The sequence below is a fragment of the Vibrio sp. Vb1554 genome, from assembly GCF_033344235.1.
Window position 1 is genome coordinate 77876 of record NZ_JAWPOJ010000017.1, and the last position, 24681, is coordinate 102556.

The following is a 24681-nucleotide window of genomic DNA, read 5'->3' on the forward strand; positions in this document are numbered from 1 at the left end:
GCGATAAGTGTATTGATGGGAAGAGAAAAACAACACTTCTCAACTTATGAGAAGCAATTAATTTCCATATAAAACAAAACCTCAAAACAACGACCACATAGGTGGATATTTAGAGCGAATAAGACAGGCGGATACACTAGGTTTTAAATTATTACTTTCTCTCTAACGCACTAGGTGTTATACATATATATAACACCATCTCAACCAAGAGATTCACTCATGACTAATTGGCATGATCGCCAACCGATATTTCGACAGTTGGCAGACCAGATCACGCAGCAAATACTGCAAGGTGTCTGGCAAGAAGGCGATGCTCTGCCCTCCGTCCGTAGCATCTCTGCAGATATGAAAATTAACCACCTCACCGTTATGAAAGGCTATCAATTGCTTGTTGATGACGGGCTAGTGGAGAAAAAACGCGGTCAAGGTATGTTTGTCGCTTCAGGAGCAAAGCTCAAATTACTCGCAGACGAGAAGGCACGTTTTCTTCAGCAACAAATTCCGCAGATAGCCGACACAATACAGCGTCTGGATATGTCACTCGACGAATTCATTCAACAACTAAAACCACACTTGAAAGGTGACCAATGAGCGCATTAGTCAGTGTAAACAACGTCTCCAAGCAATATCAGCAACAAGGAGAAGCACTGCATGAAGTGAGTTTCGACCTACATGCAGGACAAGTACTTGGCTTACTCGGCCATAATGGCGCAGGTAAATCAACGCTTATTAATGCCCTACTCGGTGCACATGAATATCAGGGCACTATTCGTATCAACGGATTTGAACCTATTATGCAACGCGACAAGATAATGCAGAGCTTATCCTACATCTCGGATGTCAACGTTCTGCCAGATTGGATGACCGTTGCTCAACTGCTTAACTATACCGAGGGCGTGCATCCAGGGTTCAATCGCGCCCAAGCAGATACGCTACTTCGTCAAACGGACATCAAACCTCGTGCGCGCATCAAATCTTTATCCAAAGGGATGAAGGTGCAATTACACCTCGCGATTGTGATCGCGACCAACACCCAAATCCTCATATTGGATGAACCGACACTCGGGTTAGATCTCGTGTATCGCGAGACGTTTTATCGTCACTTATTGGAATGGTTTCACGACGGCGAGCGCGTGTTGATCATCGCCAGTCATGAAGTATCAGAGATTGAGCACTTGCTGACAGATGTTCTGATTCTTAAGCATGGTCGCCCCGTTCTGCAAACCTCGATGGACAGTATCAGTGAAGACTATTTCATTCTTGAAGCCAACGACGAGCACCGCACACAAATTGAAGCGATGAACCCACTCTCGTCACAAAAAGGCCTCGGTTCAACGAAATGGTTACTCAAAGCCCAGTATGCCCAACAAGCAGAAACAATGGGTTCCATCCATGGGGTGAAGTTAGCGGATCTATTTTTAGCATTGCAGAAGGAGGCAGCGTAATGCGTTCAGTTGTCGCGATGTTGCAAAAAGAGTGGTTAGAAAACCCTCTTGTTTTACGTATTCCACTGTTTGTGTTGGCGTGTGGAGTTATTCTCTTTGTGAGTTTAATGAGTAACGATACTCTACAACACAATATGTTTTTCCAAATGAGCTTTGGTGGCGATGTCAGTGACATTCACAGAGAGCTTGGTGATGACGTCAATATGTTGATTACCGGAGGAGCAGGGCTGCTGTCTATCTTGTTAGCCGTTCAGTACTTCCCAAGAACGCTACGCAAAGAACGGGCGGAAGGCAGCATTATGTTTTGGCGCAGTATGCCTGTCAGTGACATAAAAACCCATTTAGTGAAGCTAGGGTTTGGCTTATTGGTGATTCCGCTCGTCTGCTCGGTGCTCGTACTCGCTGCAAATTTAATGTTGTGGTTGCTGAACATCTCTACTGATCACCAATTGGCTTTATTGTACCGCCAAGCCTCGTTAGGTTACGTGCTGCTGCATTGGGGAGAGTTTTTAATCAGAATGTTGTTCGCCGGTATTCTGCTGTTACCGCTGGCATTAACTGCGATGGCTATTTCACAAAAAGTGAACTCACCACTGGTCATTTTGTTTATCGCCATTTATGCGCTACGTTGGATGCCTATCGCACTTTTTGGTTACTACGGGCTAGATCACTTTTTCTCCGAAGTGCTTTACCTTCCGCTGCACGCCATTATTACACCAAACCCATTCAATACCATTCCTCAAGCGGGTTGGTTAAACGTTGGCATTTACGCCTTCATTGGTATTCTTGGTTGGACAGCTAGCCTCAAGTTCAGCCGAACCATTCAATAATCCGTCGTCCGATAAACGGCCAAAATCGAGCCATAAAAAAACGGTCACAACCTGTGTTGTGACCGTTTTTATTTCGCCTCTAGGAGCTCATCCACTTAACTTTAACCAAGGAATGAAATGTAGCCTTGCAAGATAATTAAGTTGACGATGTCGATAAAGAAAGCGCCCACAATTGGCACCACCATAAATGCTTGTGGCGACGGGCCAAATCGGTTAACGATTGAACCCATGTTCATTACGGCTGTTGGGGTTGCACCCAAGCCAAAACCGCAGTGCCCCCCTGCAATAACCGCAGCATCGTAGTTGCTTCCCATCACTTTGAACGTAACATAGTACGTAAAGATAGCTAAGACGACAGACTGCACAGCTAAAATAACCAAGAATGGAATCGCTAGATCGAAGATATTCCATAACTTCAAGCTCATCAGAGCCATCGCTAGGAACAGAGATAGCGATACCGTACCTAACATATCGACCGTTTCGGCATCTAACTTACGAATCTTGGTCACTTCCAAGAAATTCGTAATGATCACACCAATGAATAGTGCATATACGAAGTCTGGAATCATCAGCCATGAGATTTCATACGTGCTTACCCATTGCTCGACATACTTGGCCCCAGTAACACAGATCAGTAGGAAGAAGAGTTTCTCCACCACTTTTTTCGCCGTTACTTTATCTTCTTCGTATTCATTGTAAGTCACCAACTCCGGGAATTTCTCGTGAGTTTTGGCATCTCGACCACCACGACCATACTCAGACTCTATGCTGTTCTTTTCGACCAGGCGCTGCGCTACAGGACTACCAATGATACCGCCGATGATCAAACCAAAAGTCGCTGATGCCATTGCAATTTCTAAGACGTTATCCAATCCATACACGTCTTGAAAGGTTTGTGACCACGCAGCACCTGTACCATGACCACCTGACAGAGTAATCGAGCCAGCAATTAACCCCATCAAAGGATCTAAACCGAGCGCCGCCGCAAGTGAAACGCCAACGCCGTTTTGTATGATGATGTAAAACGATGCGACAGCTAAGAAGATAAAAACCTTCGCACCTCCTTTCATCAACTGAGTGTAATTTGCGGCCAAACCAACTGTCGCAAAAAACATTAACATAAACGTATTTTGTAATGGCAAGTCGAACTCTAAATCGATGCCGTTGAAATGAAGAGCAGTAATCATGCAGGCCACAATAAGACCACCTACAATCGGCTCAGGTATGTTGAATTTCTTTAAAATCGGTAGCTTAGCATTAATAAAATGCCCCAGGAAAAGCACACTGATTGCGACCAAGAAGGACTCCAGTGCACCTACAGATATTAAATGATTCATATCGCCTCTTATTATTGTTCTCTTCATTCTCCGTAATGAATGAGTGTTAGTTTAACCTTCGTTCAATAGCAAATTTTCTCGCTTTATTGTTTCGAAAATACTCAAAAAGTTGGTGTAGATGCGCCTTAGGCTAGTTTAAGGGGCGCTCCTTAAGCGATGTGTCAGTTTTTACGCTGTTAGCAAGCCCTTAAATGTGAAAGGAGCTGATACAGCTCCTTCAAATGGCCCCTCGCAATACCTGTGCGTTATCGCTTGGGGTGTCGTGTTGTGAGTAAATTCTGGGTGACACTTTCTGAACCACTTCGGGCTCCCTTACTTAAACAGAATGTGTCAATTACTATCAAACAAAGTTCCTTCCCGTTGTAACCGCTAAACGCCGAGAGCGCGTTCAAAACAATTGGGTTTGCCTGTTCCTGTCGTAGCTTTTCAACTCTGGCTCATGGTGTATAAACGAGCCGAATCCAAGGAAACTCTCAGGCTGCAACAAACGTTTTCGTTACAACGGAGCAGGATTATAACATATCGCTGATAATTTTCTTCAATTCAGTGACATTCACCAACCCCATGGTTAAACCTTGCAATGATTAACTGCCTATTATCATTTTCACAGATAAAGATCGAAGCACAGTTACTCAGTAAGCTTCTTAGAATACGATTCATAGCTAATAACTTCACCGCCGTTCTTATCCAAGAGGTCTTGATAAACGCCCTAGAGAACCAAGCAGCCGAAATATGCGATGTTATCATGATTGCTTTTCGAGACCGACGTCCCGACTTTGGCTAATGAGTACAACCCCAACTATGCATCAGACAAAAACATGTATAATTTTTTATACAAGTTATTCAATAACAAGAGTCCCACATGAACATTCATTCGCTTTGCCCTGCGCTATTACTCAGCATAGCCTCATCAGCTACAGCAGCTGAAAACATTCGTATTCAATATTCTCCCGTAGAGACAACTCATGAAAAAATAGCCCAACAATCTATTCAAAGCAGCGATGTAAACACCATCTTTGCTGAGCTATCTCAGGCCTACTTTCCATTTGATAAAGCTCTCACGCTGGTTTACGGTGGCGAAGATGGTCCAATGTATGATCCTGATACACACACAATATACGTTCCTTACACTTTTTATTTGGAGTCGCTCAATTACTTCTCCAATAATCAGTATGAAGAACGCTTCGGAAAATCCCCAAAAACAGGGGCGCTAGATACGTTATTGCACACTTTACTTCATGAAGCTGGACATGCTTACATCGAAGATCAAAGCATCCCTGTTCTCGGAAAAGAAGAAGATGCGGTCGATAATTTTGCCACTATTTTAATGATTGACTTCCTAGAAGATGGCGCAGATATGGCCATTAGCGCCGCCGACATGTTCGCATTCGAATCCGACGACAGACCGGACTACTACGATTTTGGCGAGTACATTGACGAACACAGCTTTGATTTGCAGCGTTACTTTTCAACGTTATGTTTGGTGTACGGTAGTGATCCGGAGCAATACAAAGCCTTACTCGATGAAGTAGAAAAAGACTACCTGCGTGATCGCAAAGAGTTCTGCCAATTCAATTACGGCAACATTCGCGACAATTGGCTGCATTACTTGCAAAACAATGAACCAAAAGAAAATTCGCCACGTAAAAGCGATTAGAAAATCTCAAACAAGAAGACCGCAATGACAAAACTCACCATATTTTATGACGGAACCTGCCCGCTTTGTGCCAAAGAGATGAAGGCGCTAAAACAACGCGATGCCAAGCAGCACATCAAAACCGTCGATATCTATAGTGATGCATTCGCAGATTATCCTCAGATCGCTCCTGAACAAGCCAACACCATTTTGCACGCCCTCAACGAAAAGGGGGAGCTTCTGCTTGGGTTGGACGTGACTCATCGTGCGTGGCAATTAGTTGGTCGCGGTTGGCTCTACGCTCCACTGCGTTGGCGCCTCGTTAAACCTGTTGCTGACTGGCTTTACCTCAAATTCGCAAAGAATAGGTATCGCGTCTCATATTGGTTAACAGGGACTTCTCGTTGCAATAGTGGGTCTTGTTCACGTTAATTGTGATCCCGCTTAAAAATGCTACGACCTTCGTCTAGATTTACAAATTTCCAGTACTTCTGATTGAGTAACTCGGTTAATCTCTAAGCATTACAACAATAAGTATTAACACTTTTATCAGGTAAGCTTATTCAGCTTGTCACTTGTAACGCTGCGCCGAGAGAAGGACGTCTCTATGAATCTGACGATCAGAAAACGACTATATATCCTTTCAATAATTCCAATTCTAACTATGGCAATAGGCATGATGTGGTTCACCTACCTACAAACCACTGCCTACAACGAGCACGAGATTGAGCAAACTCGAAGTCGAATGATGGAGATGAAAAAAGCCGAACTCAAAAGTTACGTGCAAATGGCGCGTTCCGCTGTCGAGCCACTACTCGCACAAAATGCCCCACTGGAAGAGGCTCTGCCTATCTTGAAACAACTAGAGTTTGGTCAATCCGGCTACATCTTTGGTTATGATTCAAAAGGCGTTCGCGTCGTGGTGGGTAAAAACACCAAAGGCATCGGGGAAAACTTCTATAACTTGCAGGACAAGAAAGGCAATTACCTGATTCAGGATTTGCTAAAAAATGCCAAAACTGGTGAGTTCACGACTTATTACTTCCCGAAACTCGGTCAGAGTGAAGCACTACCGAAACTCAGCTACTCAGTCTTTATTCCTGAATGGGACTTGATGTTGGGAACGGGTTTCTACACGGACGATATCGACGCCATTGTGGCAGACATGGAAAAAGCCGCACACGAAGATCTCAACACCACACTAACTGCGATAGCCCTGTTTTGTGCCTCGATAACAGCGATAGTTGCAGTCTTTGCCGTATTTGTTAACCGCAGCATCATGAAACCTATTGAGCAGTTTGATGCCTCAATCCACTCTTTCGCACAAGGCGATGCAGATTTAACAGCGCGCATGGAAGAATCTAGCGTGCCGGAGTTCACGCAGCTGAGCCGCAACTTCAATATCTTCGTTGAAAGCCTGCAAGGCATCATCAAGAGTGTTAGCCATGTCGGACAAGAAGTGGTTTCAGAGACCAACGAGATGTCACAGCGTGCATCGCAAGTGGACGAGTTAGCTTCAGGTCAACGTGAAGAAACCGAACAGGTCGCTGCGGCAATGACCGAGATGACAGCAACGGCGCACGAGATTTCAAACAACGCTAACCAAGCAGCGCAATCAGCCAGAGACGCCGATGAAAACTCACAACAAGCAAAACACATTGTTGATTCAGCAGCGAACTCTGTCGAAGCACTCGCGCTAGAGGTGTCGGAAGCCAGCACGGTGATTTCTCGTTTAGAGAGCGACGTAAAAAACATTTCTTCTTCTCTGGAAGTGATTCAGGATATAGCCGAGCAAACTAACCTATTGGCACTGAACGCAGCCATTGAAGCAGCCCGTGCAGGCGAACAAGGTCGCGGCTTCGCAGTCGTTGCCGATGAGGTTCGTAAACTGGCGAGTCGCACTCAAGACAGCACAGGCGAAATTCACCAAATGATTGAGCAATTGAAGTCTGGCTCGGATGCGGCAGTGAAAGCCATGGGCTCAAGCCAAGCGCGTGGTGAAGCAACGGTTGAGGAAGCACGAGCAGCCTCTGCCGCACTGCAAGAAATCCAAGCCGCAATTGCTAACATCATGGACATGAACACGCTTATCGCAACGGCAACTGAAGAGCAAAGCCAAGTTGGCCAAGAGATTTCACAACGTATCGAAGTCATCTCTCAACAAAGCAGCCAATCGGCACACCTTGCCAACCAAAACCGAGCAGGCAGTGGCAACCTTAACCACAAAGCCAACGAACTGTACGACTTGGTCGGTCGCTTTACGGTTTAACGCTTTCCTCCCCCTTACATCTTGCAAACAGCGACGCCAAAACGTCGCTGTTTTTATTTCTGCTATCCTCATACGACTTAGCTATAATGCCGCCAACTTAGCACCTACAAGGGCAAAACCAGATGATTATTATGACCACCAATTTCGGTGACATCGAGATTGAACTGAACCTAGAACGAGCACCAGTTAGCTCAAAGAACTTCAAAAAATACTGTGAAGATGGCTTCTACAACGGCACCATTTTCCACCGCGTTATCGACGGCTTTATGATCCAAGGTGGCGGTCATACCGAAGACATGGCAGAAAAGCCAACACGCGCCCCAATCGCAAACGAAGCAAACCGTGGTCTAAAGAACCTTGTTGGCACTATCGCAATGGCGCGTACCGATGCACCGCACTCTGCAACGGCACAGTTCTTCATTAACCTGGAAGACAACGATTTCCTAGACCACACCGCAACTACCAACCTAGGCTGGGGCTACGCCGTGTTTGGTAAAGTGACCGCGGGTATGGATGTCGTAAACCGCATCGCGAAAGTGAAAACGACCTCTAAGCTTGGTCACGATGATGTGCCATGCGATCCAATCATTATCGAGAAAGTGACGATCAGCGAATAAACCCATTCGCCTCTGCAGAGAAATCGTCGCTATAAAACAATAAAAGCGCCTAACGTTATATGACTTAGGCGCGTTTTGTTTTCGTTGCTGAAACAAATGAGCAGCGAGTTTACAGTGTAAAGAGTGAGCAGTTCTAGCGATTACATCCCTTTGAACAAACTTTGAGATGCACGGCTCACAGGGAGCTTAGTTTCTCCAACGTGCACAAACATTCTGCCAGCAAAGTCTTTGTTTACTTTGCTAATTTTGCACACTTGCACCACGCTTGAACGGTGCACTTGCCAGAACTGTTCTGGGTTAAGCTGCCCTATCAACTCTTTCAACGATGTACGAATCAAATACTCCTGCACTTTGCCTTGTCCTTGTTGGGCATACACAGAAACGTATTTTTCTTCCGCTTTGAAATACAACACATCAGACGTGGCAATCAGATGAATATCTTCCCCTTGCGTCGCTTTGATCCACTGAAGGTATTGCGGTGTTTGTGGCGCGGATAATTGCTGCAACTGTTCTAACAGGCTGCTCATCTGCACATTACTGCTTTCTTGCTCTCGCTTAGCAAGGCGTGCTTTCACTCTTTCACACGTCGTCAGGAGGCGCTCATCCGAGATAGGCTTGAGCAAATAATCGGCGGCATTTTGCTCAAAGGCTTTTATGGCGTAATCATCGTACGCGGTAACAAATACAATCAAAGGCGGGTTGGCGAGTTGATTGAGTTTTTGCGCTAATGTCATGCCATCCAAAACTGGCATACGAATATCAAGAAACGCAATGTCAGGTTGGCTTTGCTCAATGGCTTGCAACGCTTGTTCACCATCGGCGACTTTAGCTATTACCTCTAGCTCTGGCCACACTTCAGCTAGGCTTTTATCAAGATGACGCCTCAATAGCGGTTCATCATCAGCAATAATGGCAGTAAACCCTGTATTCATTCCTTTCTTCCTTGATTACGATTCCATTGGCCAGCTCAGGCGAACACATACGCCACCCTGAGCAGACTCACTGATAGAAACCTCTCCTTGCCCGGCGAACAAAGCTTCCACTCGCTGCTTGAGATTACTTAGACCCACGCCAGAGCCCATGTGCCCACTCACGTGATTTAAGCCAACACCTGTGTCTCTGACTTCAATCTTCAAGTTCTGCTGTTCGCGCTTAATGAACAAGCTGACTTCGCCACCTTCTCGCTTCGGTTCAATACCATGGATGATGGCGTTTTCGATTAAAGGTTGGAGCATCATCGGCGGTAATTCGGTTCTGCCTAGCCCCTCTTCCACCTCAATCTTGTAACTGAGTCGGTCACCTAAACGGGTTTGCTGGATGCCTAAGTAAGCCTCAATTAACGCCGTTTCATTGTCTATGGTGGTGTGCTCTTCACGCGAGCTTTTGAGCGTTGCTCGCAGCAGCGCGGTTAACTGTTCTAGCATCAGCTTAGCTTTATCGACATCTTGCGACATGAGCGCGCTGATATTCGCCAAGGTATTGAATAGAAAATGCGGTTCAATCTGGCTTTGCATCTGCTTAAGCTGACTCAGTAACAGCGCACGATCTTGCTCTGCTTTCTCGCGTTTGATGGCCTCTAACTCTCTTTGAGCGATCGCATGTTGCTCGCGTGAGTAGAAATAGAAAAAGCACATGGCACTGAATAACAAGCCCATGAGACCAACCGACAGCATACTTGAGATACCGAAGTATTCCCCAAGCCAAAGCTGGGCGTTCACCACACCAAACAATAGGCAAGCCGTCAAAGAGATAGCCACTTCTGCCAAACGAGGAATGGTAGGAAACAGGCGGTCGACAAGCCATGAGAAGAAGATTGCCGAATAGCCAAATCCAAAGCTAACCACCACATGAATGTAGAATGGACCGCCCCAAACCGAGAGCGTCATTGCTGCGATAAAGAGACAAAATGCCGTGGTCACTAATAAGCTACGCGGCCATCCACTTTTCACCACTGATTTTGCTGAACACATTTAGAATTTCCCTTTGATATTAAATACAATCATATGCTTATCATTGATTTGTGCGTAAGCAGATTGGTCGTCTCCGGTTAAAAAGCGTGCGGCAACTTCCACTTCTACACTTTGATCGCCAGTATCAATCCATTGGTAGTTAAGCCACTGCGTGACGATCACACCACCATCTTGTGGCGACAGCATCACATCCAACGTAGGGGTTACATCACTTAGCCAGCCCATATCCGCTTCGCCGTTCCTTGCAGCCCATGCTTCTACATCCCAACTCCAGTGCAGCATTACGTTATGCTGAACGATATTGGCATGCTGAAACCCTTGGGCGTAGCTTGTTGCAAGTAGAGACGTTTGGTGATTAATGGTTTCAGAGAGTAGTTCGCCACGCTCTATTGCTTGTTGCCATTCGCTTTTCGACCATGCTCGGCTGTCGTACCAATATTCAGCAATCACGTTGTGTCCGGCTTGGTTTGCCCAGTTCAATCCAATCAAGGCTTGGAATGCGCTGCCCTGCTTCTCAACCGAAACAGGTTGGTAAAGATCGTCTTGCTGAAACTGATAGCCGACACTTTGCTTTTGCCACAGCATGGAACCGTGCATGGCGATGGATTCATCCCACACGGCGATGGCACTGGCGCCAAGTAAACCTCGGCGCACATCATCGTAATAACCAATAAGTTGATACTCGGTATCACCCACCAGCGCATAACGACGAATACCAACACCTTGTTGCTCTGCGGCTTGATCCAGTGCACTTTGGTCTTGCTGCCCCCAGCTTGAATCCGTCGCAATGACGGTCCATTCGCCGGCCATATCGTAGTGTGAAAGTGAAAACACACCCGCACCCTCTTCTGCTACTAAGCCAACAGGATTTTGTCGATAAGGCTTAAACAGATCCAAAGGTCGGTAGCCATAACCCACGCCCCAATCCACGCGCAACTTACCCAAACTCACATCAAGAGTGGTGTCACCGACTTGCCACTCTCCTAGCCAAGCCAGCTCTCGAATCAACAGTTGATTATCTGCTTCACTCCACCAGTCACTCTCTCCTTGTTGGTTGAGGTACAATCCTTGGCTGTACAGAGCAAACAAGCCACTGAAGTTTTGATAATTCACCTGCACATCCAACAGTGCATTAAGTGAATCACGAGAACTGCCCTGCGCCTGCATAAATGCGCTATCACGCTGCTTAGCCGTTTCGTAACTGACAGCCCAATCCCACTCAAAACTCAGCTCATCATTGGCAAAAACTGGGGCTGCTGTGCCCACACACAACGACGCAGCAATCAACAAACTGGTGCTTTTGTTAAGGTTAGGCTGGTGCGGTTTCATGTGACTTCCTTGCTCGTTTTTATGGTTCTATTTACGAAGCTCAGACTAAAGCTGAGTCGTGTTGGCTTTTGGCAAATAACTTGGGTTGTAGAACTTGTTATCCAGCTGCCAAGGCACGATTTCTTGGTACTCGATAACGGTCTTTTTGCTCGGCTGAATGCTATCAAGCAAGGTCATCTCACTGACGTAGTCTTCACCGTTGTCAGTTGCACGTCCGTATTGCGCTTGCTTGGCGAGTTTGCCAGAGCGCAAGTAGAGATCAGCTTTAATTGGAAACGCATCTTGCTCAGACAACCACAAATCGATCTTCTGATAGCTTGCCCCTTTGGTTTTCGCGGTTAAAGCAAGATGATAAGCCGCGACACTTTCCCCGTTCACCGAAACGGTTTCTGTCGCTTTCCATTCACCTTGATAATCTTGGCTCCACGTCAGCGTTGAGATGTCGCCGATAGACGCTTCACCAAGCAGCTTCTGCATTGGCGTAATGCGAATCGGACGGCGGCTCTTTGGCATTTGCAGCCAGTAGTTGTCGCCCATCATCAGCATCTTTTGCCCAGCTTCGACTGCTGATTTGAACACCACCAGCGATTCACGATTTGGACGCGTGTACACATGGTAAAGACGGGTTTTATCTAACTCTTGGTCTTGATATAAGCGCACCAGTGACACCACTTTGGAGGAATCATCTTGCAAGCGGTAGCTGTCGGCTTTTTCAATCAATTGCGCAACTTGCTGTGCATCTAGTGCTGTTTCATTCGCACTGACATTCATGCTTGCTACGCCAGTTACCGTCAGCAATGCAATTGGTAATAGTGATTTGAAATTAAACATAAATCAGTGCCTCCGTAATTGGCTTGTTCACCCCTTTGCGCGCCGAGAAAAACGCCGCAACCAAACAAATCATCAATACTGCAAATCCTGCTATAGCTACCAGCTCCCAAGAGAAGTAAATCGTTAATGGATAACCTTCTGTGCGTCCTGGCGGTGGCGGCATTTGCACATCCACCACCATCAGTAAGACGGTGACTAGCGCCGTAAACAAAGCACCGATTAAGCTGCCAATCACGGCAAGTAACCCAGCTTCGCGCAAGAACCCAGCAATAATTTCGCGAGGGTAGCTACCAAGTGCCGACAAGGTGCCAATTTCACGGGTGCGTTCCGTTACCGATATGGTCATGGTGTTAAACAGCGCGACAAAGACCACCAACGCCATTACTGCGCCCATGATGCCGAAGATACGGTCGTACAAATCTTTCACTTTGAGATAGAAGAACGCGCGCTCTTGCCAAGGCGTAATCTCAATATCTTGGTCGCCAAAGTTCTGCTTTTGCTTACTCAGCACCGAAGCCACTTGTTGCTCGACTTGGTTAGTTAAACTGGTATCGAACAGGAAGACAGATAACGCACTGACTTTGTCTGAACCGAGCAACGATTGCGCGCTGTTGATGTGTACGTAAAGTTGGCGTTTATCAAGCTCAGGCACGCCAGTTGAGTAGATGCCACGTACTTTGAAGTCATACGCATTCAATGCACCGTCGGTTGTGGTCGCCAGCAAGGTGATCCAATCGCCAACGTGCACGCTTAAGTTGTTCGCCAAATCAACGCCAAGCATCACTTCCGGCTCTGCTGGGTCATAACGCGATGCATGAATGTTGGACAGCGTTTGCCCTTCGCGCACGTCTAAAAACGGTCCTTTCATATCGAATTCGCGTTCGTTAACGCCAATACCGATAAAGATCGACGACTTGTTGCCGTTGGAAATCAAGCCACTGAACTCAACTCGTGGCTGCACACCTCGCACTTCATTCAACCCAATCAATTGCTTGGTGATGTCGTCGGCGTGAGTTAACCCGTTACTCAGCGGCATCTCCTCTTCTTTGGCGAAGTAACCCGGAGTGGTTAATGTCAGATGCCCCGTGTCACGCGCTGTCGACTCTTTCAAACTGTCGTAGGTGTACAGACCAAAACCGCCCGCACTGGTTAACGCAAACACGGCAATGGCAATGATCAACATCGACAACAAACTGCGACGGCGATTGCGTTGCAGGTTCAACCAAGCAAGGCGAACCGAAACAGGAATTAGCTTGCCCATGAAACCTCCTCCACACTTGCGTGCGTTTGGGTAATTTTTCCATCCACCAACTCAATGGTTCGATCACAACGGGATGCCATGCGAGGATCGTGAGTGGCGACGATAAAAGTGGTGGCTAGCTCGTGTCCGAGCCCTTTCATAATGTCGATGACCTTGTTGGCAGTTTGGCTATCAAGGCTTGCGGTTGGCTCATCAGCAATCACCAATGCTGGTTTGTGTACTAACGCACGAGCAATTGCCACACGCTGCTGCTGACCGCCCGACAAGTTATCGGGCATGTGATGAATAAACTCGCCCAAGCCAACGTGCTCTAGCATTTGTGTGGCGAGCTCGGTTTGTTCCGCTTTTGAAAAACCGTTGAGATGCAGCGGATAAGCCACGTTCTCTAACGCTGTCATCACAGGTACAAGGTTGAATTTTTGGAACACAAAGCCAAGCTTCTCACGACGCATTTTCGCCGCTTGCATTTGTCCGGTTGGGTATGGGCTGCCTGCAAATGTCACCTGACCTTGGTATTGAGTATCCAGCATGCCAAGCACGTTAAGTAAGGTGCTTTTGCCTGAGCCAGACGGTCCGCACAATGCCACCATTTCGCCGGCAAACACTTCACCAGACACGTCTCGCAATGCACGTACCGTTTGGCTGCCAAGGGCGTAATCGCGACTAAGTTGATTAAAATCGATCATGACGCCTCCCTAATATTTCGCTAGCAACGCTTTCGCGGTTTGCGTTTCTAGATTGCTGTCGCCCAATTGCTCCATTTGCGCTAACCATATTTTGGCTTGTTGAACATCTTCAGCGCGCAGTGCCGCTTCAATGGCGTAGCGATAAATCCACGAAGTAGCCGCGAAAGGTTGTTGGCTAAAACTCGGTTCATCGAGCAGAGAAAGGTACAGCTCGTAGCCACGCTCAAAGTGATTGAACATATCTGGCAGAGAAGTAAAGGTAGTGGCTGCCATGGCGGTGGCTAATTGATATTCCGGCAAGCCTTGTAAGCGCTGTTGTTCTTGCAGTGGTACTGGCTGATTCGCCATTAGATCCAAACCTTTTTGGATTGTGGCAAGACCGCGCTCGGTGAACTTCATCTTGTTCCAAGGCATAAACGCCTCACGACCTTGCAACGTCTCTGCACTGCCTAAATACACCAAGGTCACTGGCGTTGCGCCTTGCTCTTCGAGTTGTTTGGATAATTCGCCGTAAACGGTATCAACTAAACCAGAGTCACCCTGCGCCGCTTGGTTGAATTGACTGAGCGTGCGCTCGCTTGGGTTAGCCAGAGCCAGATTGCTGCTGAGTGCAAATGCGGCGATAAAAGTACTTGCCAGTTTAAGAGCTTTGATTGAGCGAGATTGAGAAACCATCATGTACTGTCCTTAGTTGAACGTGATTTGATGGTTTCAGATTAAGGGAGAAGGTTGCACGCTGCTTTTGCATGCGACCAATGGCAGTTATGCAGAGTGAATGGTATTGAGAGAGGATGAATGACATTCACTTAAACAGAAAATACAATTCCGCTCATTCGTAACTCTACATTTTTACGGCAGTCACAATAAAAACACTGGCTTAAAATCTGAGGCTAGTGTATTTATCCATCCCACAGCTACCCATAACAGACAGTGTCGCACTCTCCTTTCTTACACACCTTTGCATGGTGTCTGTTGTTTCCAAATCGAGATTCTTAGCATCGGAATAGTTTGAACTCCTCGAGTTTTAGTTGTTTTCGCACTCAAAATAGGTGCGTTATTAGGTCGTTGAAAATGAATAAGCGTTATTTCCCAAGAGTTGATTTGCCACTACTCATGGCGATCATTCCGATCATGCTGTTAAGTTCGCTCACTCTCTGGAGTGCCAGTAGCTTTAATGAGGCGATGCTCTTCAAACATTTGGCGCGCTGCGGACTGACATTAGTTTGCATCTTGGTCATGTCCTCGATTCCAGCGTCCAGCTATCAGCGCTCAGCTCCATATCTCTACATTATTGCGGTTGCGCTGCTACTTGCTGTCGCTTTATTTGGTGATAGCACCAATGGCTCTCAACGTTGGCTCGATATCGGCTTCTTCCGCTTTCAACCGTCTGAGCTAATCAAACTTTCCATTCCAATCATGATCGCCTGGATGCTGCATATTGAAGGAGGTCGACCAGACAGTCGGAAAATTGCGTTTTGCTTACTTATTACAATGATTCCTGCCGGGTTAATCGCGCTACAACCGGATTTAGACGGTGCAGTTTTTACCATCATTTATGCATTGTTCGTTTTGTTTTTGGCTGGCATGAGCTGGAAAATAATCTGCGGGTTTATTGCGAGCATTTTAACGTTAGCACCTATTTTATGGTTCTTCGTTATGGAAACCTATCAAAAGAGCCGTGTAACACAGTTCTTGCACCCTGAGTCCGATCCACTGGGTTCGGGCTACCAAATCATACAATCTTTGATTGCGATTGGCTCAGGCGGTATGAAAGGTAAAGGTTGGATGAATGCAACGCAGGGAACACTTGGGTTTATTCCAGAAAGTCATACGGACTTTATTTTTTCGACCTATGCAGAAGAATGGGGCTTTGTTGGCAGTTTAGTCTTACTCGCATTGTACTTGTTTATCACTGCACGCGTTATGTTGCTTGCATGTCAGTCTGACCACTTTTTTAGTCGGCTGGTAAGTGGCGCATTAGCGATGAGCTTTTTTCTGTATGCTTTTATCAATACGGGCATGGTGAGTGGCTTGTTGCCAGTAATGGGTAGCCCACTTCCCTTCTTTAGCTATGGCGGCACGGCGATGCTAACTCAAGGTATCTGTTTTGGTGTAATCATGTCGCTGTGTTATTCCAAATATCGTAACGCATAGCGTTGCTTGAGAAAAAGCGATCAAAAAAGGCTTCCCTAAAGAAGCCTTTTTACAACGATATGAGCGAATTAATTACAGCTCTGCGTTGTGGTAAACCTGCTGAACATCATCACAGTCATCTAGAAGATCTAGGAATTTCTGGAACTTCTCAGCATCTTCACCCGATACAGGCGTATGAGTTTGCGGAACGAATGTGATTTCTTCAACATCGATCGTTAGATCTGGGAATGCACCGTTAAGCGCAGTTTTTGTTTTGAAGAATTCTGTGTGAGGTGCGAATACAGTGATAACACCGTCTTCTAGCTCAACGTCAGTAACGTCTACGTCTTCCATCATTAGCGTTTCTAGGATGATTTCATCATCGTCGCCTTTGAACTGGAATACCGCTTGGTGATCGAACATGTGAGAAACCGAGCCCTCAACACCAATTTTCGCACCGACTTTCACAAAGCATTGGCGTACATCTTGGAAAGTACGGTTGCCGTTGTCTGTTAGACAGTCAACGATAACGCTAGTACCGCCAGGGCCGAAGCCTTCGTAACGTGCTGGAGTGTAGTCTTCACCACCGCCACCGTTCGCTTTGTCGATCGCTTTATCGATAACGTGCGCAGGAACTTGGTCTTTTTTCGCTTTTGCGATCAGGTGTTTCAAAGACAAGTTCATGTCTGGATCACCACCACCGTTTTTCGCGCACATGTAAATTTCTTTACCGTATTTGGAATAAACTTTAATTTTCGCGCCTGCAGTTTTCGCCATAGAGGCTTTGCGCACTTCAAAACTTCTTCCCATCGGGATGTCTCTCTAAATTCAAATTTAATGCGAAGGATTTTAGCAAAAAGCGAAACCTTTTCAATTTCGCTTAGCAAAGGAATAGGGAGGTTACCTCATTCGTCGCATTGGATTGAACCATTGCCACGGTTCGCGTTAAGCGACACCCATTACTCGTTTGTACTTTTCGACCGATTGCTGGAAAAACGCCTTTTCATCAGCATCGTTAATCTTGGACAACTGTTCTTCTATTGCTTCAGGACCAGATTTGGCCTCTCTGAGCTTCCAAACCAAAAACGACGCCTGCTTATCCAGTTCGATTTTGTTTTTTTCGTCAGGCGGCAATAGGGATAGATTAAACGACATTCACAGCCTCAAGGTACTTTAAATACTAGCCGGGCACTATATCACACAGAGTTACAATTACAGAATAGAAACGCACTTAACTTGATCGATTTCAAGTTAACTATTTAGGCACAGCGCTGATTTTCAGTGCTTTTGGTAAATGCTGTTCGAATATTTGTTGTAATCGAGTCTTGGTAACGGGTTTAGCCACGAACTCGTTCATCCCAACATCGAAGCAATGTTGCTGATCCTCTTTAATGACATTGGCACTTAGCGCAATAATTGGAACGTGTTTCCCCCACTCTCCCATTTTTCGAATTCGCTCCGTAGCAATAAACCCATCCATCACAGGCATTTGGCAGTCCATAAAAATCAAATCGAAAGGCTGCTGATCACACAGCTGCAATGCTTCTTCGCCATGGTTGGCGACACTCACTCGCACACCCAGTTTTTCTAACATGATGCGAACTACCTTCTGATTGACGATGGTATCTTCAACAACCAATACCCAAGGTTTATCATTATCTTGAGGGCTGATTTCGTTGTCTTCCGCTTTCCGGAAATCTAATACATTAAGTTGGTCGGTATAGGTCGATTGCGCATTTATTACAGCAACAGGAATCGAAAATTCAAAACAGCTTCCCAGCCCAAGCTCACTTGTTAGTTGTATTTCCCCTCCCATCAAGTTAACCAACTGTGCAGCTATCGCCAAACCAAGCCCTGTCCCACCATACTTTCTGGTGGTACTACCATCAGCTTGTTGGAAGCGTTCGAAGATTGCTTGTTGGTGCTCTTTCGCAATACCAATACCAGAATCCACAACTCGAAACCGGATATGAGCGGTCTCTCCATCAAGTCGAGATAACGCTACAAGAAGCTTCACATGGCCGCGCTCGGTAAATTTAATCGCGTTGCTCAACAAATTGTTCAGAACTTGTTTCAATCGTGTGGCATCACCTTGCACTTCCATTGGCAAGTGAGGATCAATATCGCTGAGCAGCTGTAAGTTTTTCTGCTTGGCTTTGACACTATGTAAACTGATGACATCGTCAAGTAGCTCGCGAAGATCATAGCTCGTGTATTCCAGCTCTACTTTGCCAGCTTCAACTTTAGAGAAGTCCAAAATGTCGTCGATGATCGTCATTAATGAGTGAGAAGAACTGTCAATGATCTCTACAAACTCTTTTTGCTGGGGATCGAGGTTGGTGTCATTGAGCAACGACGACACACCAATAATGCCATTCATCGGTGTGCGGATCTCATGGCTCATAGTGGCAAGAAACTCACTTTTTTTACGATTAGCGACTTCTGCCCTATCGCGTTCAGCCTCTAACTCAGTCTGGTGCTCTTTCACTTTCTCAACACTTCGGTTGTATTTCTCTGCCAAAACACTCACTTCATCAAAGCACCATCGTTTAGGGAGAGTCACTTTACTCGGCACTGTACCGCCACGAAAATCGCTCACCGCACCAGACAGCAATTGTAACGGATTGACCAACAAGCGAAACGCCACCCAAAGAACACCAATGATGAGGACAAGAATTTTGATCGCTTCTGTCGTAAGTAGAAAAAAGAACTGCTGCCAAAGATCTTCATATATCGCGCTAAGATCCGATTGAACCGTTAATATCGCGAGATCATACGTTTTATCGCCGACCCGATACTGCATCGGCCAGCTTCTCTCGACAACATCCTCAGAAAGCGCCGAACCTAATTCAATGATAACTTCGTCTTCACTAGCAATACGTAAGTAGTCCACCGAGGGCATACGCATTGCACCTTGAGCTTGTGTCAGCAACAGCTCCCTATCCTCTACCCACAAACTCGCAGAAAAGCTCGATAAATAGCTAGACTCAACCTGCTTTAATTCAACATCTAAATGGGCTAAATCTTCGTGAAAAACTCGATATAAGCTCACTGTAGAAATGATGACCGTAAAGATTAAACTCAACGTTAATACCGCCAACATAAGTTGGTTGCCGATACTAAAACGACGTTGAGATCGCTCTTTTTCATCCATATGAAACCGCTCCGATAAACTTGCGCTACTCTAAATATAGCTACGCACAAATAATAATCGAGGATACGATGAAAAGACTTCTACTTAGATTGGCTTTTAGCTTAATTGTTGTAAGTTCTCATGTGACCGCAAATCAAGTGAACTATTACGTCATTGCTGAACAAGCTCGACCATTTCAAATTGAACAACAGGGACAAATGCACTCCGGAATTGTGACCGATATCGTCAGCGCTATCTTCGCGGAGTCGGATTACCAAGTGAATTATCATACTTATCCATTTAAACGTATGATTTCCATATTGGAAGAAGGCGCTGAGCCAAACTGGTTAACTTATGGCAGCCCGAACTGGGGCAAGGTGCAATCGGAAAATTTATCTGAGGAGCCCATTTACACTGTAAAACATGTACTGGTATCGAGTAGCGAGAAGCCTTTAGAGTTCAAAAATATGGATACGATGCATGGTCGTTCTATTGTATTACTGCTGGGGTTTGATTATCCAAATTTAACACCGTTCTTTGAAAATGGCAGTGTCAATGAAATGCGCGTGAAAGACTACAACGCCGCATACCGAGTGATAAGCCGAACCCCTGGAGATACAGCTTTTGTCGAGATGGAATCCCGAGTTCTTTACAACTTAAAGCGACTCAATTTGCCGTTAGAGAATTTTCAGATACAGCCTTTCAGCTCGGTTATTCCTGACTACTCAATCTACCTGGCTTTTTCTCCTCAAATGCAACCAGAAACTCAAAATTACATCAATACACGACTCGTTGAATTAAAAGCCTCAGGGGAAATTGATGAAATCATTCAAAAGTATCAATGAATCACCTCATTAACAAAAACGCCAACGATGATACGTTGGCGTTTTTGTTTCTGGGAAATCTGTAGCACTTACTTAGTGTGGTTAACAAACTTAGGATCAAACATGTGCCCCAATTTACTCGCCTTGGTTTGCAGGTAATGTTGATTACTTGGGTTATTCCCTTCTTGTAATGGCACTCGTTCAATGACGTTAATATCAACCGCTTTTAAGGCGGCGAGCTTGCGTGGGTTATTCGTCATTAGACGCACAGCGTCAATCCCCAAATGCTCTAGCATTCCTTTACAGAACGCGTAATCACGCATATCAGCGGCAAAACCTAAACGCTCATTTGCTTCCACGGTATCTGCGCCATCATCTTGTAAGTGATAGGCACGAATTTTATTAATCAAGCCGATTCCACGCCCTTCTTGACGTAAATAAAGCAGCACGCCACATCCCTCTTTGACGATGTTTTGTAGCGCTCTATTAAGCTGAAAACCACAGTCACAACGCGTGCTAAATAGAGCATCTCCGGTAAGACACTCCGAATGCAACCGAATAAGTGGAGCTGCACTTTTTGTTGGCTCACCATAGACCAGAGCAAGATGCTCTTTATTTGTCGCGGCTTCAATAAAGCCGTACATCATAAATGTGCCCCACTGGGTGGGCAATTTGGCTTTATCGATAAACTTCACGAGATTGTAAGGCTCAACATGTCTCAGCTCTGCCCGCACATTCATCAGAATCTCTCCTAGATGATTTTCTCCTTTACCATCTCCCCCGTCTCCCCAAAAGGCATCTTTATGAGAATGCTCTGTTAGGCAAGCGTTACCCGTTCTCATTAATTGCTGCGCTAATGGTGGATTTTGTAGAAACTTTTCCCTAACGATGAAAGCCATAACAGCCAACTTTATATCGTCCCAATCGCTTCTGACAAAGTGTTCGTATTTGCGGCTTAAAGCAAACGCTTCGTCAGGGGTGCTTGCGCGCTGAATTTTACTTTGCAACTGAGCATCGAGAAACTTTTGGGCTTGGTAATAATGTTCGCTGGTGGGCCAAGTTTGGGAGGAGATATTGACTGGGGCATGGCAAAAATTTGAGAGAAAACCGTGGGGCTCATCGGGCTCATAAAAAAGGATTTGATCAACCATACTTGCGCTCCTTGCTTTGTGGTTGCGATAATCAACAAAAAGCATATTGCTACTGATATATCTAGTAACACAAGGTCAGATTGTCAAACTTCTTCGGGACGGGACGTGAGTGTGAAACTCGTGCTTTTGAGGCGCAAGACAGGTAAATGGAGGTTTTGAATAAGAGAGTAATAGAGTGAAAAAATAAAAAGGGCAGTCCGTCGACTACCCTATGGGTTGCTAAACCAACCTGAGGCGATCAGTGTATCAAGCCAAGCTCCCTTGCTTCTTCAATGGTCAACCCACTTTCACGGATCTCACGTAACGCTTCAATGCGTCTTCTGGCTTCTGCTGATTTCACTGTTTTCTCTGGCTTCACAACGGTTTCCTCATCAGGTAATTCCCATTTGTGAGCGATGTTGGTCATCTCGTCATGGTCGATAGAATTAATGGACATATTTCCTCCGAACACACCATGTTTTCGATGCGTAATCTATAGCAAAACCGGAACAAGGTGGTAAGAAAAACTGTAGGGAAATGTGACCCCTCCCGCCCTTTCGTTAACTCCTTAATAGATTCATCATTTAAGTTTTGCCAAGGGACAAATTTACGATTAAATTTGAGTAATTCCCCCTACGAAAAGTGTGCTGATCTAGCTCTCAATTCTGCTCTTCTTTAGTTTTATCAACGACGCATTACACCACTTCCTGTTTAACCTAACTTTCGAGTCACTTCACTGATTCATAGCTTGATACTTTCTAAAAACCGCCACACCTGATAATGATAATAATTATCTTTTAGATTGATAAGGTGTTTATATGGATGGTATTAACTTAAGTCATGCATACCACAATGACCCGGTCATCCAGATCCGAGATTTGTGCGTCGATTACATCACTGATAATGGTGATTTTAATGCGGTAAAGTCCGTCAGCTTTGATATCGGCAAAGGCGAAGTATTTGGTCTTGCCGGTGAATCTGGATGTGGTAAAAGCACAATCGCATTCTCAATAAATCGTCTTCATAAGCCGCCAGCGTTCATTTCTGGCGGTAAAATATGGTTTGATGGCAAAGATATCCTTAGTATCTCAGACTCTGAACTGACCGCTCTAAGGTGGAGTGAAATCGCCATGGTGTTCCAGAGCGCGATGAACTCACTCAACCCTGTCTTAACGATACAAGAGCAATTTGCAGATGTGTTACGACACCATCAAGGCCTCACTAACGCTCAAGCAAAAGATAGAGCAGAAAAGTTGTTGGACTTGGTCAATATTCCTCGAGAACGCTTAGCAGAATATCCTCATCAATTTTCAGGAGGAATGCGTCAGCGGTTGGTGATAGCCATTGCTTTGTCTCTAAATCCAAAACTGATCATTATGGATGAACCCACAACAGCATTAGATGTAGTGGTACAGAGAGAAATTTTACAGCAAATTTATCAGCTTAGAGATGAGTTCGGTTTTTCAGTCCTCTTTATCACTCATGACCTGGCACTCATGAGCCAACTATGTGATCGAATTGCAATCATGCGTCACGGAGAAATCGTCGAAGTCAATCGAGCATACTATATACGCAATCATCCTCAACACCCCTACACGCAAAAGCTTTGGGCTTCTTTCCCAAACATCCATGACGTCCACAAACAACCAGAGTTACAAGGAGCGTAACCATGAGCCAGCCTATCATCCAAATGAAAAATGTGATTAAAGAATTCAAAGTAGGCGGTGGTTTAGCGAAAGAGGAAACCTTTCGTGCGCTTAAAGGAGTGACTTTTGATCTGTACGCAGGAAAAACCTTGGCTTTGGTTGGAGAGTCAGGCTGCGGTAAGAGTACTTGCGCTCGTTTAATAACCAAAGTCTATCCTGCAACGGAAGGCGAGATCCTTTTCAATGGCACTGACATAAATGAGATCACGTCACGATCGGCTCTACAAGAATATCGCAGTAAAGTACAAATGGTGTTTCAAGATCCGTTTGGCTCTCTCAATCCAACTCATACCATTCGCCATCACCTAACACGTCCTTTAAAAATTCATAAACAAGTCAAAAACGAGCGCGACATCCCAGCCCGCTTGGAAGAGCTTCTAAAGCTGGTGGAACTACCTGAAGAGACATTGAATAAGTTCCCTCACGAACTCAGTGGTGGGCAACGTCAGCGAGTAAACTTAGCAAGGGCTTTAGCGGTAGGTTCGCAAATCATTCTTGCGGATGAGCCTACGTCTATGCTGGATGTTTCTATTCGCTTGGGAGTGTTGAATTTAATGCAACGAATGAAGCAAGAACTGGGAATTGGTTTTTTATACATCACACATGATCTGGCGACTGCGCACTACATCGCGGAAGAAACCGCAGTAATGTACAAAGGGCAAATCGTTGAATGGGGCGACACTCATTCAATACTTAAGAATCCGCAGCATCCTTATACTAAGCTGTTGATTTCTGCCGTTCCTGATCCTGACTTACCTTTTGGTAACTTAGTGAAAAATGAGCCAAACTATTCGATAGATGCCGATGAAATTCGTCAACGTAGCAGCATAATTGTCGACGAATTTGATCAAATAGGGCCAAATCACTATGTAAAACAATGGACTGAGGCAGCGTAATGGATTTGAGTACTTGGCAAGATCAAATCGCCATGTGGTACGAACAGCGGAAACATGATCAAGTAGAAAAATTGGAAACGATCTTATATCAGGTGCCTGATGACGTGTTTGGACCCGAATTGAGTGATCTTCAAAGTAAAGCGATTGCTTGCTGGTTGGATGGATGTTTACGCGTGTTTCAACATGCAAGGTACCAAGACCCTCAGAAAGCATATCAAACCTTGCTTTATACGAGTGCAAAGCTTGAACAAGCAGCATGCCAAGTCTCGACTGATATTCTGATCAAAGATTGGTGTTTGAGACGACTTCAGCATCTCACCGTTGTGGCGTTAGAGTTTTGTAATCAGCAGTGTGATCAAAACAAGTGGCAGGAACAAGCCCATAGCTTAATCGAATCACATGTTGCGTTGATGCGTTCATTACACTGGAATGAATCCAAGAAGCATGATCAAGGTTTACCTCATTAGTCCGGAAAAATGATCAAGGCTTAATTAGCGGAATTTTAGGCAAAAAAAAGCGAGTTTCCTGAGGAGAAACTCGCGAAGTCTATTCAGAATGAATGTAACAATATGAGCCAATCTATTAATCATCAGAAAGGACAAAAGGTTGTCTATTCGGGATAAATAGTAGTATTAGGCTTGGCTTCTA

At 45.5% G+C, this 24681-nt stretch carries 25 protein-coding genes; 12 read left to right on the top strand and 13 right to left on the bottom strand.

The window, feature by feature from the left end; genetic code table 11:
• The first annotated feature begins 219 nt into the window (after positions 1 to 219).
• Genes R8N28_RS15110 through R8N28_RS15120 form a run of 3 tightly spaced genes read left to right on the top strand, consistent with a single transcriptional unit; the run spans position 220 to position 2275 of the window.
• A complete protein-coding gene (locus R8N28_RS15110; RefSeq protein WP_005374444.1) occupies positions 220 to 591 on the top strand; it encodes a GntR family transcriptional regulator in 372 nt (123 codons plus the stop codon).
• Positions 588 to 1445: an ABC transporter ATP-binding protein gene (locus tag R8N28_RS15115; RefSeq protein ID WP_005383221.1), complete on the top strand. Its 858-nt coding sequence runs from the start codon at positions 588 to 590 to the stop codon at positions 1443 to 1445. Before R8N28_RS15110 ends, R8N28_RS15115 begins: the two co-directional genes overlap by 4 nt.
• Complete coding sequence (locus R8N28_RS15120; RefSeq protein ID WP_017633815.1) at positions 1445 to 2275, top strand: membrane protein; 831 nt, start codon at positions 1445 to 1447, stop codon at positions 2273 to 2275. The genes R8N28_RS15115 and R8N28_RS15120 overlap by 1 nt, the downstream gene beginning before the upstream one ends.
• A gap of 101 nt (positions 2276 to 2376) precedes the next feature.
• On the opposite strand, the gene gltS is transcribed toward R8N28_RS15120, so the two are convergent.
• The gene (gltS, locus tag R8N28_RS15125) at positions 2377 to 3612 is read right to left on the bottom strand and encodes a sodium/glutamate symporter (RefSeq protein ID WP_005374448.1); all 1236 of its coding nucleotides are present in this window, start codon (positions 3610 to 3612) and stop codon (positions 2377 to 2379) included.
• 862 nt (positions 3613 to 4474) lie between these two features.
• Here gltS and R8N28_RS15130 point away from each other — a divergent pair.
• The 4 genes from R8N28_RS15130 to R8N28_RS15145 all read left to right on the top strand — a co-directional run bounded on the left by R8N28_RS15130 (position 4475) and on the right by R8N28_RS15145 (position 8134).
• Positions 4475 to 5269 carry a DUF4344 domain-containing metallopeptidase gene (locus R8N28_RS15130; RefSeq protein WP_065275575.1) on the top strand — a complete coding sequence of 265 codons (795 nt, stop codon included), beginning with the start codon at positions 4475 to 4477 and terminating at the stop codon, positions 5267 to 5269.
• A 24-nt stretch (positions 5270 to 5293) separates the two neighbouring features.
• Complete coding sequence (locus tag R8N28_RS15135; protein WP_025998548.1) at positions 5294 to 5680, top strand: thiol-disulfide oxidoreductase DCC family protein; 387 nt, start codon at positions 5294 to 5296, stop codon at positions 5678 to 5680.
• A 175-nt stretch (positions 5681 to 5855) separates the two neighbouring features.
• Entirely contained in the window at positions 5856 to 7517 is a 1662-nt protein-coding gene (locus R8N28_RS15140; protein WP_065275574.1) for a methyl-accepting chemotaxis protein, read from the top strand.
• A 122-nt stretch (positions 7518 to 7639) separates the two neighbouring features.
• Positions 7640 to 8134 carry a peptidylprolyl isomerase gene (locus R8N28_RS15145; protein ID WP_020195057.1) on the top strand — a complete coding sequence of 165 codons (495 nt, stop codon included), beginning with the start codon at positions 7640 to 7642 and terminating at the stop codon, positions 8132 to 8134.
• A gap of 140 nt (positions 8135 to 8274) precedes the next feature.
• Here the strand turns inward: R8N28_RS15145 and R8N28_RS15150 are convergent, their stop codons facing one another.
• Genes R8N28_RS15150 through R8N28_RS15180 form a run of 7 tightly spaced genes read right to left on the bottom strand, consistent with a single transcriptional unit; the run spans position 8275 to position 14889 of the window.
• Positions 8275 to 9066, bottom strand: a complete 792-nt coding sequence (locus R8N28_RS15150; protein WP_053303980.1) for a LytR/AlgR family response regulator transcription factor — start codon at positions 9064 to 9066, stop codon at positions 8275 to 8277.
• Between the two features lie 15 nt (positions 9067 to 9081).
• A complete protein-coding gene (locus R8N28_RS15155; protein ID WP_065275573.1) occupies positions 9082 to 10104 on the bottom strand; it encodes a sensor histidine kinase in 1023 nt (340 codons plus the stop codon).
• Positions 10105 to 11433 (bottom strand): hypothetical protein, encoded by a 1329-nt coding sequence (locus R8N28_RS15160; protein WP_065275572.1) that lies wholly within the window; start codon positions 11431 to 11433, stop codon positions 10105 to 10107. It lies immediately after the preceding gene.
• A 45-nt stretch (positions 11434 to 11478) separates the two neighbouring features.
• Positions 11479 to 12264: an outer membrane lipoprotein-sorting protein gene (locus R8N28_RS15165; protein ID WP_065275571.1), complete on the bottom strand. Its 786-nt coding sequence runs from the start codon at positions 12262 to 12264 to the stop codon at positions 11479 to 11481.
• Complete coding sequence (locus R8N28_RS15170) at positions 12257 to 13525, bottom strand: ABC transporter permease (RefSeq protein WP_318183391.1); 1269 nt, start codon at positions 13523 to 13525, stop codon at positions 12257 to 12259. Before R8N28_RS15170 ends, R8N28_RS15165 begins: the two co-directional genes overlap by 8 nt.
• Complete coding sequence (locus R8N28_RS15175) at positions 13513 to 14211, bottom strand: ABC transporter ATP-binding protein (RefSeq protein WP_054578576.1); 699 nt, start codon at positions 14209 to 14211, stop codon at positions 13513 to 13515. The genes R8N28_RS15170 and R8N28_RS15175 overlap by 13 nt, the downstream gene beginning before the upstream one ends.
• A 9-nt stretch (positions 14212 to 14220) precedes the next feature.
• Positions 14221 to 14889: a hypothetical protein gene (locus tag R8N28_RS15180; protein ID WP_005383200.1), complete on the bottom strand. Its 669-nt coding sequence runs from the start codon at positions 14887 to 14889 to the stop codon at positions 14221 to 14223.
• A 393-nt stretch (positions 14890 to 15282) separates the two neighbouring features.
• On the opposite strand from R8N28_RS15180, the gene rodA reads away from it, so the two are divergent.
• Positions 15283 to 16365 (top strand): rod shape-determining protein RodA, encoded by a 1083-nt coding sequence (rodA, locus tag R8N28_RS15185; RefSeq protein ID WP_065275570.1) that lies wholly within the window; start codon positions 15283 to 15285, stop codon positions 16363 to 16365.
• 72 nt (positions 16366 to 16437) lie between these two features.
• Here rodA and R8N28_RS15190 read toward each other — a convergent pair whose 3' ends face one another.
• The 3 genes from R8N28_RS15190 to R8N28_RS15200 all read right to left on the bottom strand — a co-directional run bounded on the left by R8N28_RS15190 (position 16438) and on the right by R8N28_RS15200 (position 19498).
• Entirely contained in the window at positions 16438 to 17154 is a 717-nt protein-coding gene (locus R8N28_RS15190) for a YebC/PmpR family DNA-binding transcriptional regulator (protein ID WP_005374482.1), read from the bottom strand.
• A gap of 135 nt (positions 17155 to 17289) precedes the next feature.
• A complete protein-coding gene (locus tag R8N28_RS15195; RefSeq protein ID WP_005374484.1) occupies positions 17290 to 17499 on the bottom strand; it encodes a DUF3283 family protein in 210 nt (69 codons plus the stop codon).
• A 100-nt stretch (positions 17500 to 17599) separates the two neighbouring features.
• Complete coding sequence (locus R8N28_RS15200; protein WP_064369543.1) at positions 17600 to 19498, bottom strand: hybrid sensor histidine kinase/response regulator; 1899 nt, start codon at positions 19496 to 19498, stop codon at positions 17600 to 17602.
• Positions 19499 to 19566: 68 nt separating this feature from the next.
• On the opposite strand from R8N28_RS15200, the gene R8N28_RS15205 reads away from it, so the two are divergent.
• The gene (locus R8N28_RS15205) at positions 19567 to 20322 is read left to right on the top strand and encodes a substrate-binding periplasmic protein (protein WP_005374490.1); all 756 of its coding nucleotides are present in this window, start codon (positions 19567 to 19569) and stop codon (positions 20320 to 20322) included.
• Between the two features lie 68 nt (positions 20323 to 20390).
• Here R8N28_RS15205 and ribA read toward each other — a convergent pair whose 3' ends face one another.
• Both ribA and R8N28_RS15215 read right to left on the bottom strand, forming a co-directional pair.
• A complete protein-coding gene (ribA, locus tag R8N28_RS15210) occupies positions 20391 to 21452 on the bottom strand; it encodes a GTP cyclohydrolase II (protein WP_082240200.1) in 1062 nt (353 codons plus the stop codon).
• Positions 21453 to 21690: 238 nt separating this feature from the next.
• Complete coding sequence (locus tag R8N28_RS15215) at positions 21691 to 21888, bottom strand: PA3496 family putative envelope integrity protein (protein WP_005374493.1); 198 nt, start codon at positions 21886 to 21888, stop codon at positions 21691 to 21693.
• Positions 21889 to 22249: 361 nt separating this feature from the next.
• Between R8N28_RS15215 and R8N28_RS15220 the strand changes: the two genes are divergently transcribed.
• From R8N28_RS15220 to R8N28_RS15230, 3 genes are read left to right on the top strand one after another with little or no spacing between them, the layout of a single operon-like run.
• A complete protein-coding gene (locus R8N28_RS15220) occupies positions 22250 to 23098 on the top strand; it encodes an ABC transporter ATP-binding protein (RefSeq protein ID WP_065275569.1) in 849 nt (282 codons plus the stop codon).
• Positions 23099 to 23100: 2 nt separating this feature from the next.
• Positions 23101 to 24033, top strand: coding sequence for an ATP-binding cassette domain-containing protein (locus R8N28_RS15225; RefSeq protein ID WP_065275568.1), 933 nt, complete (start codon positions 23101 to 23103; stop codon positions 24031 to 24033).
• A complete protein-coding gene (locus tag R8N28_RS15230) occupies positions 24033 to 24500 on the top strand; it encodes a transcriptional regulator (RefSeq protein ID WP_065275567.1) in 468 nt (155 codons plus the stop codon). Before R8N28_RS15225 ends, R8N28_RS15230 begins: the two co-directional genes overlap by 1 nt.
• The last annotated feature ends 181 nt before the right edge of the window (positions 24501 to 24681 follow it).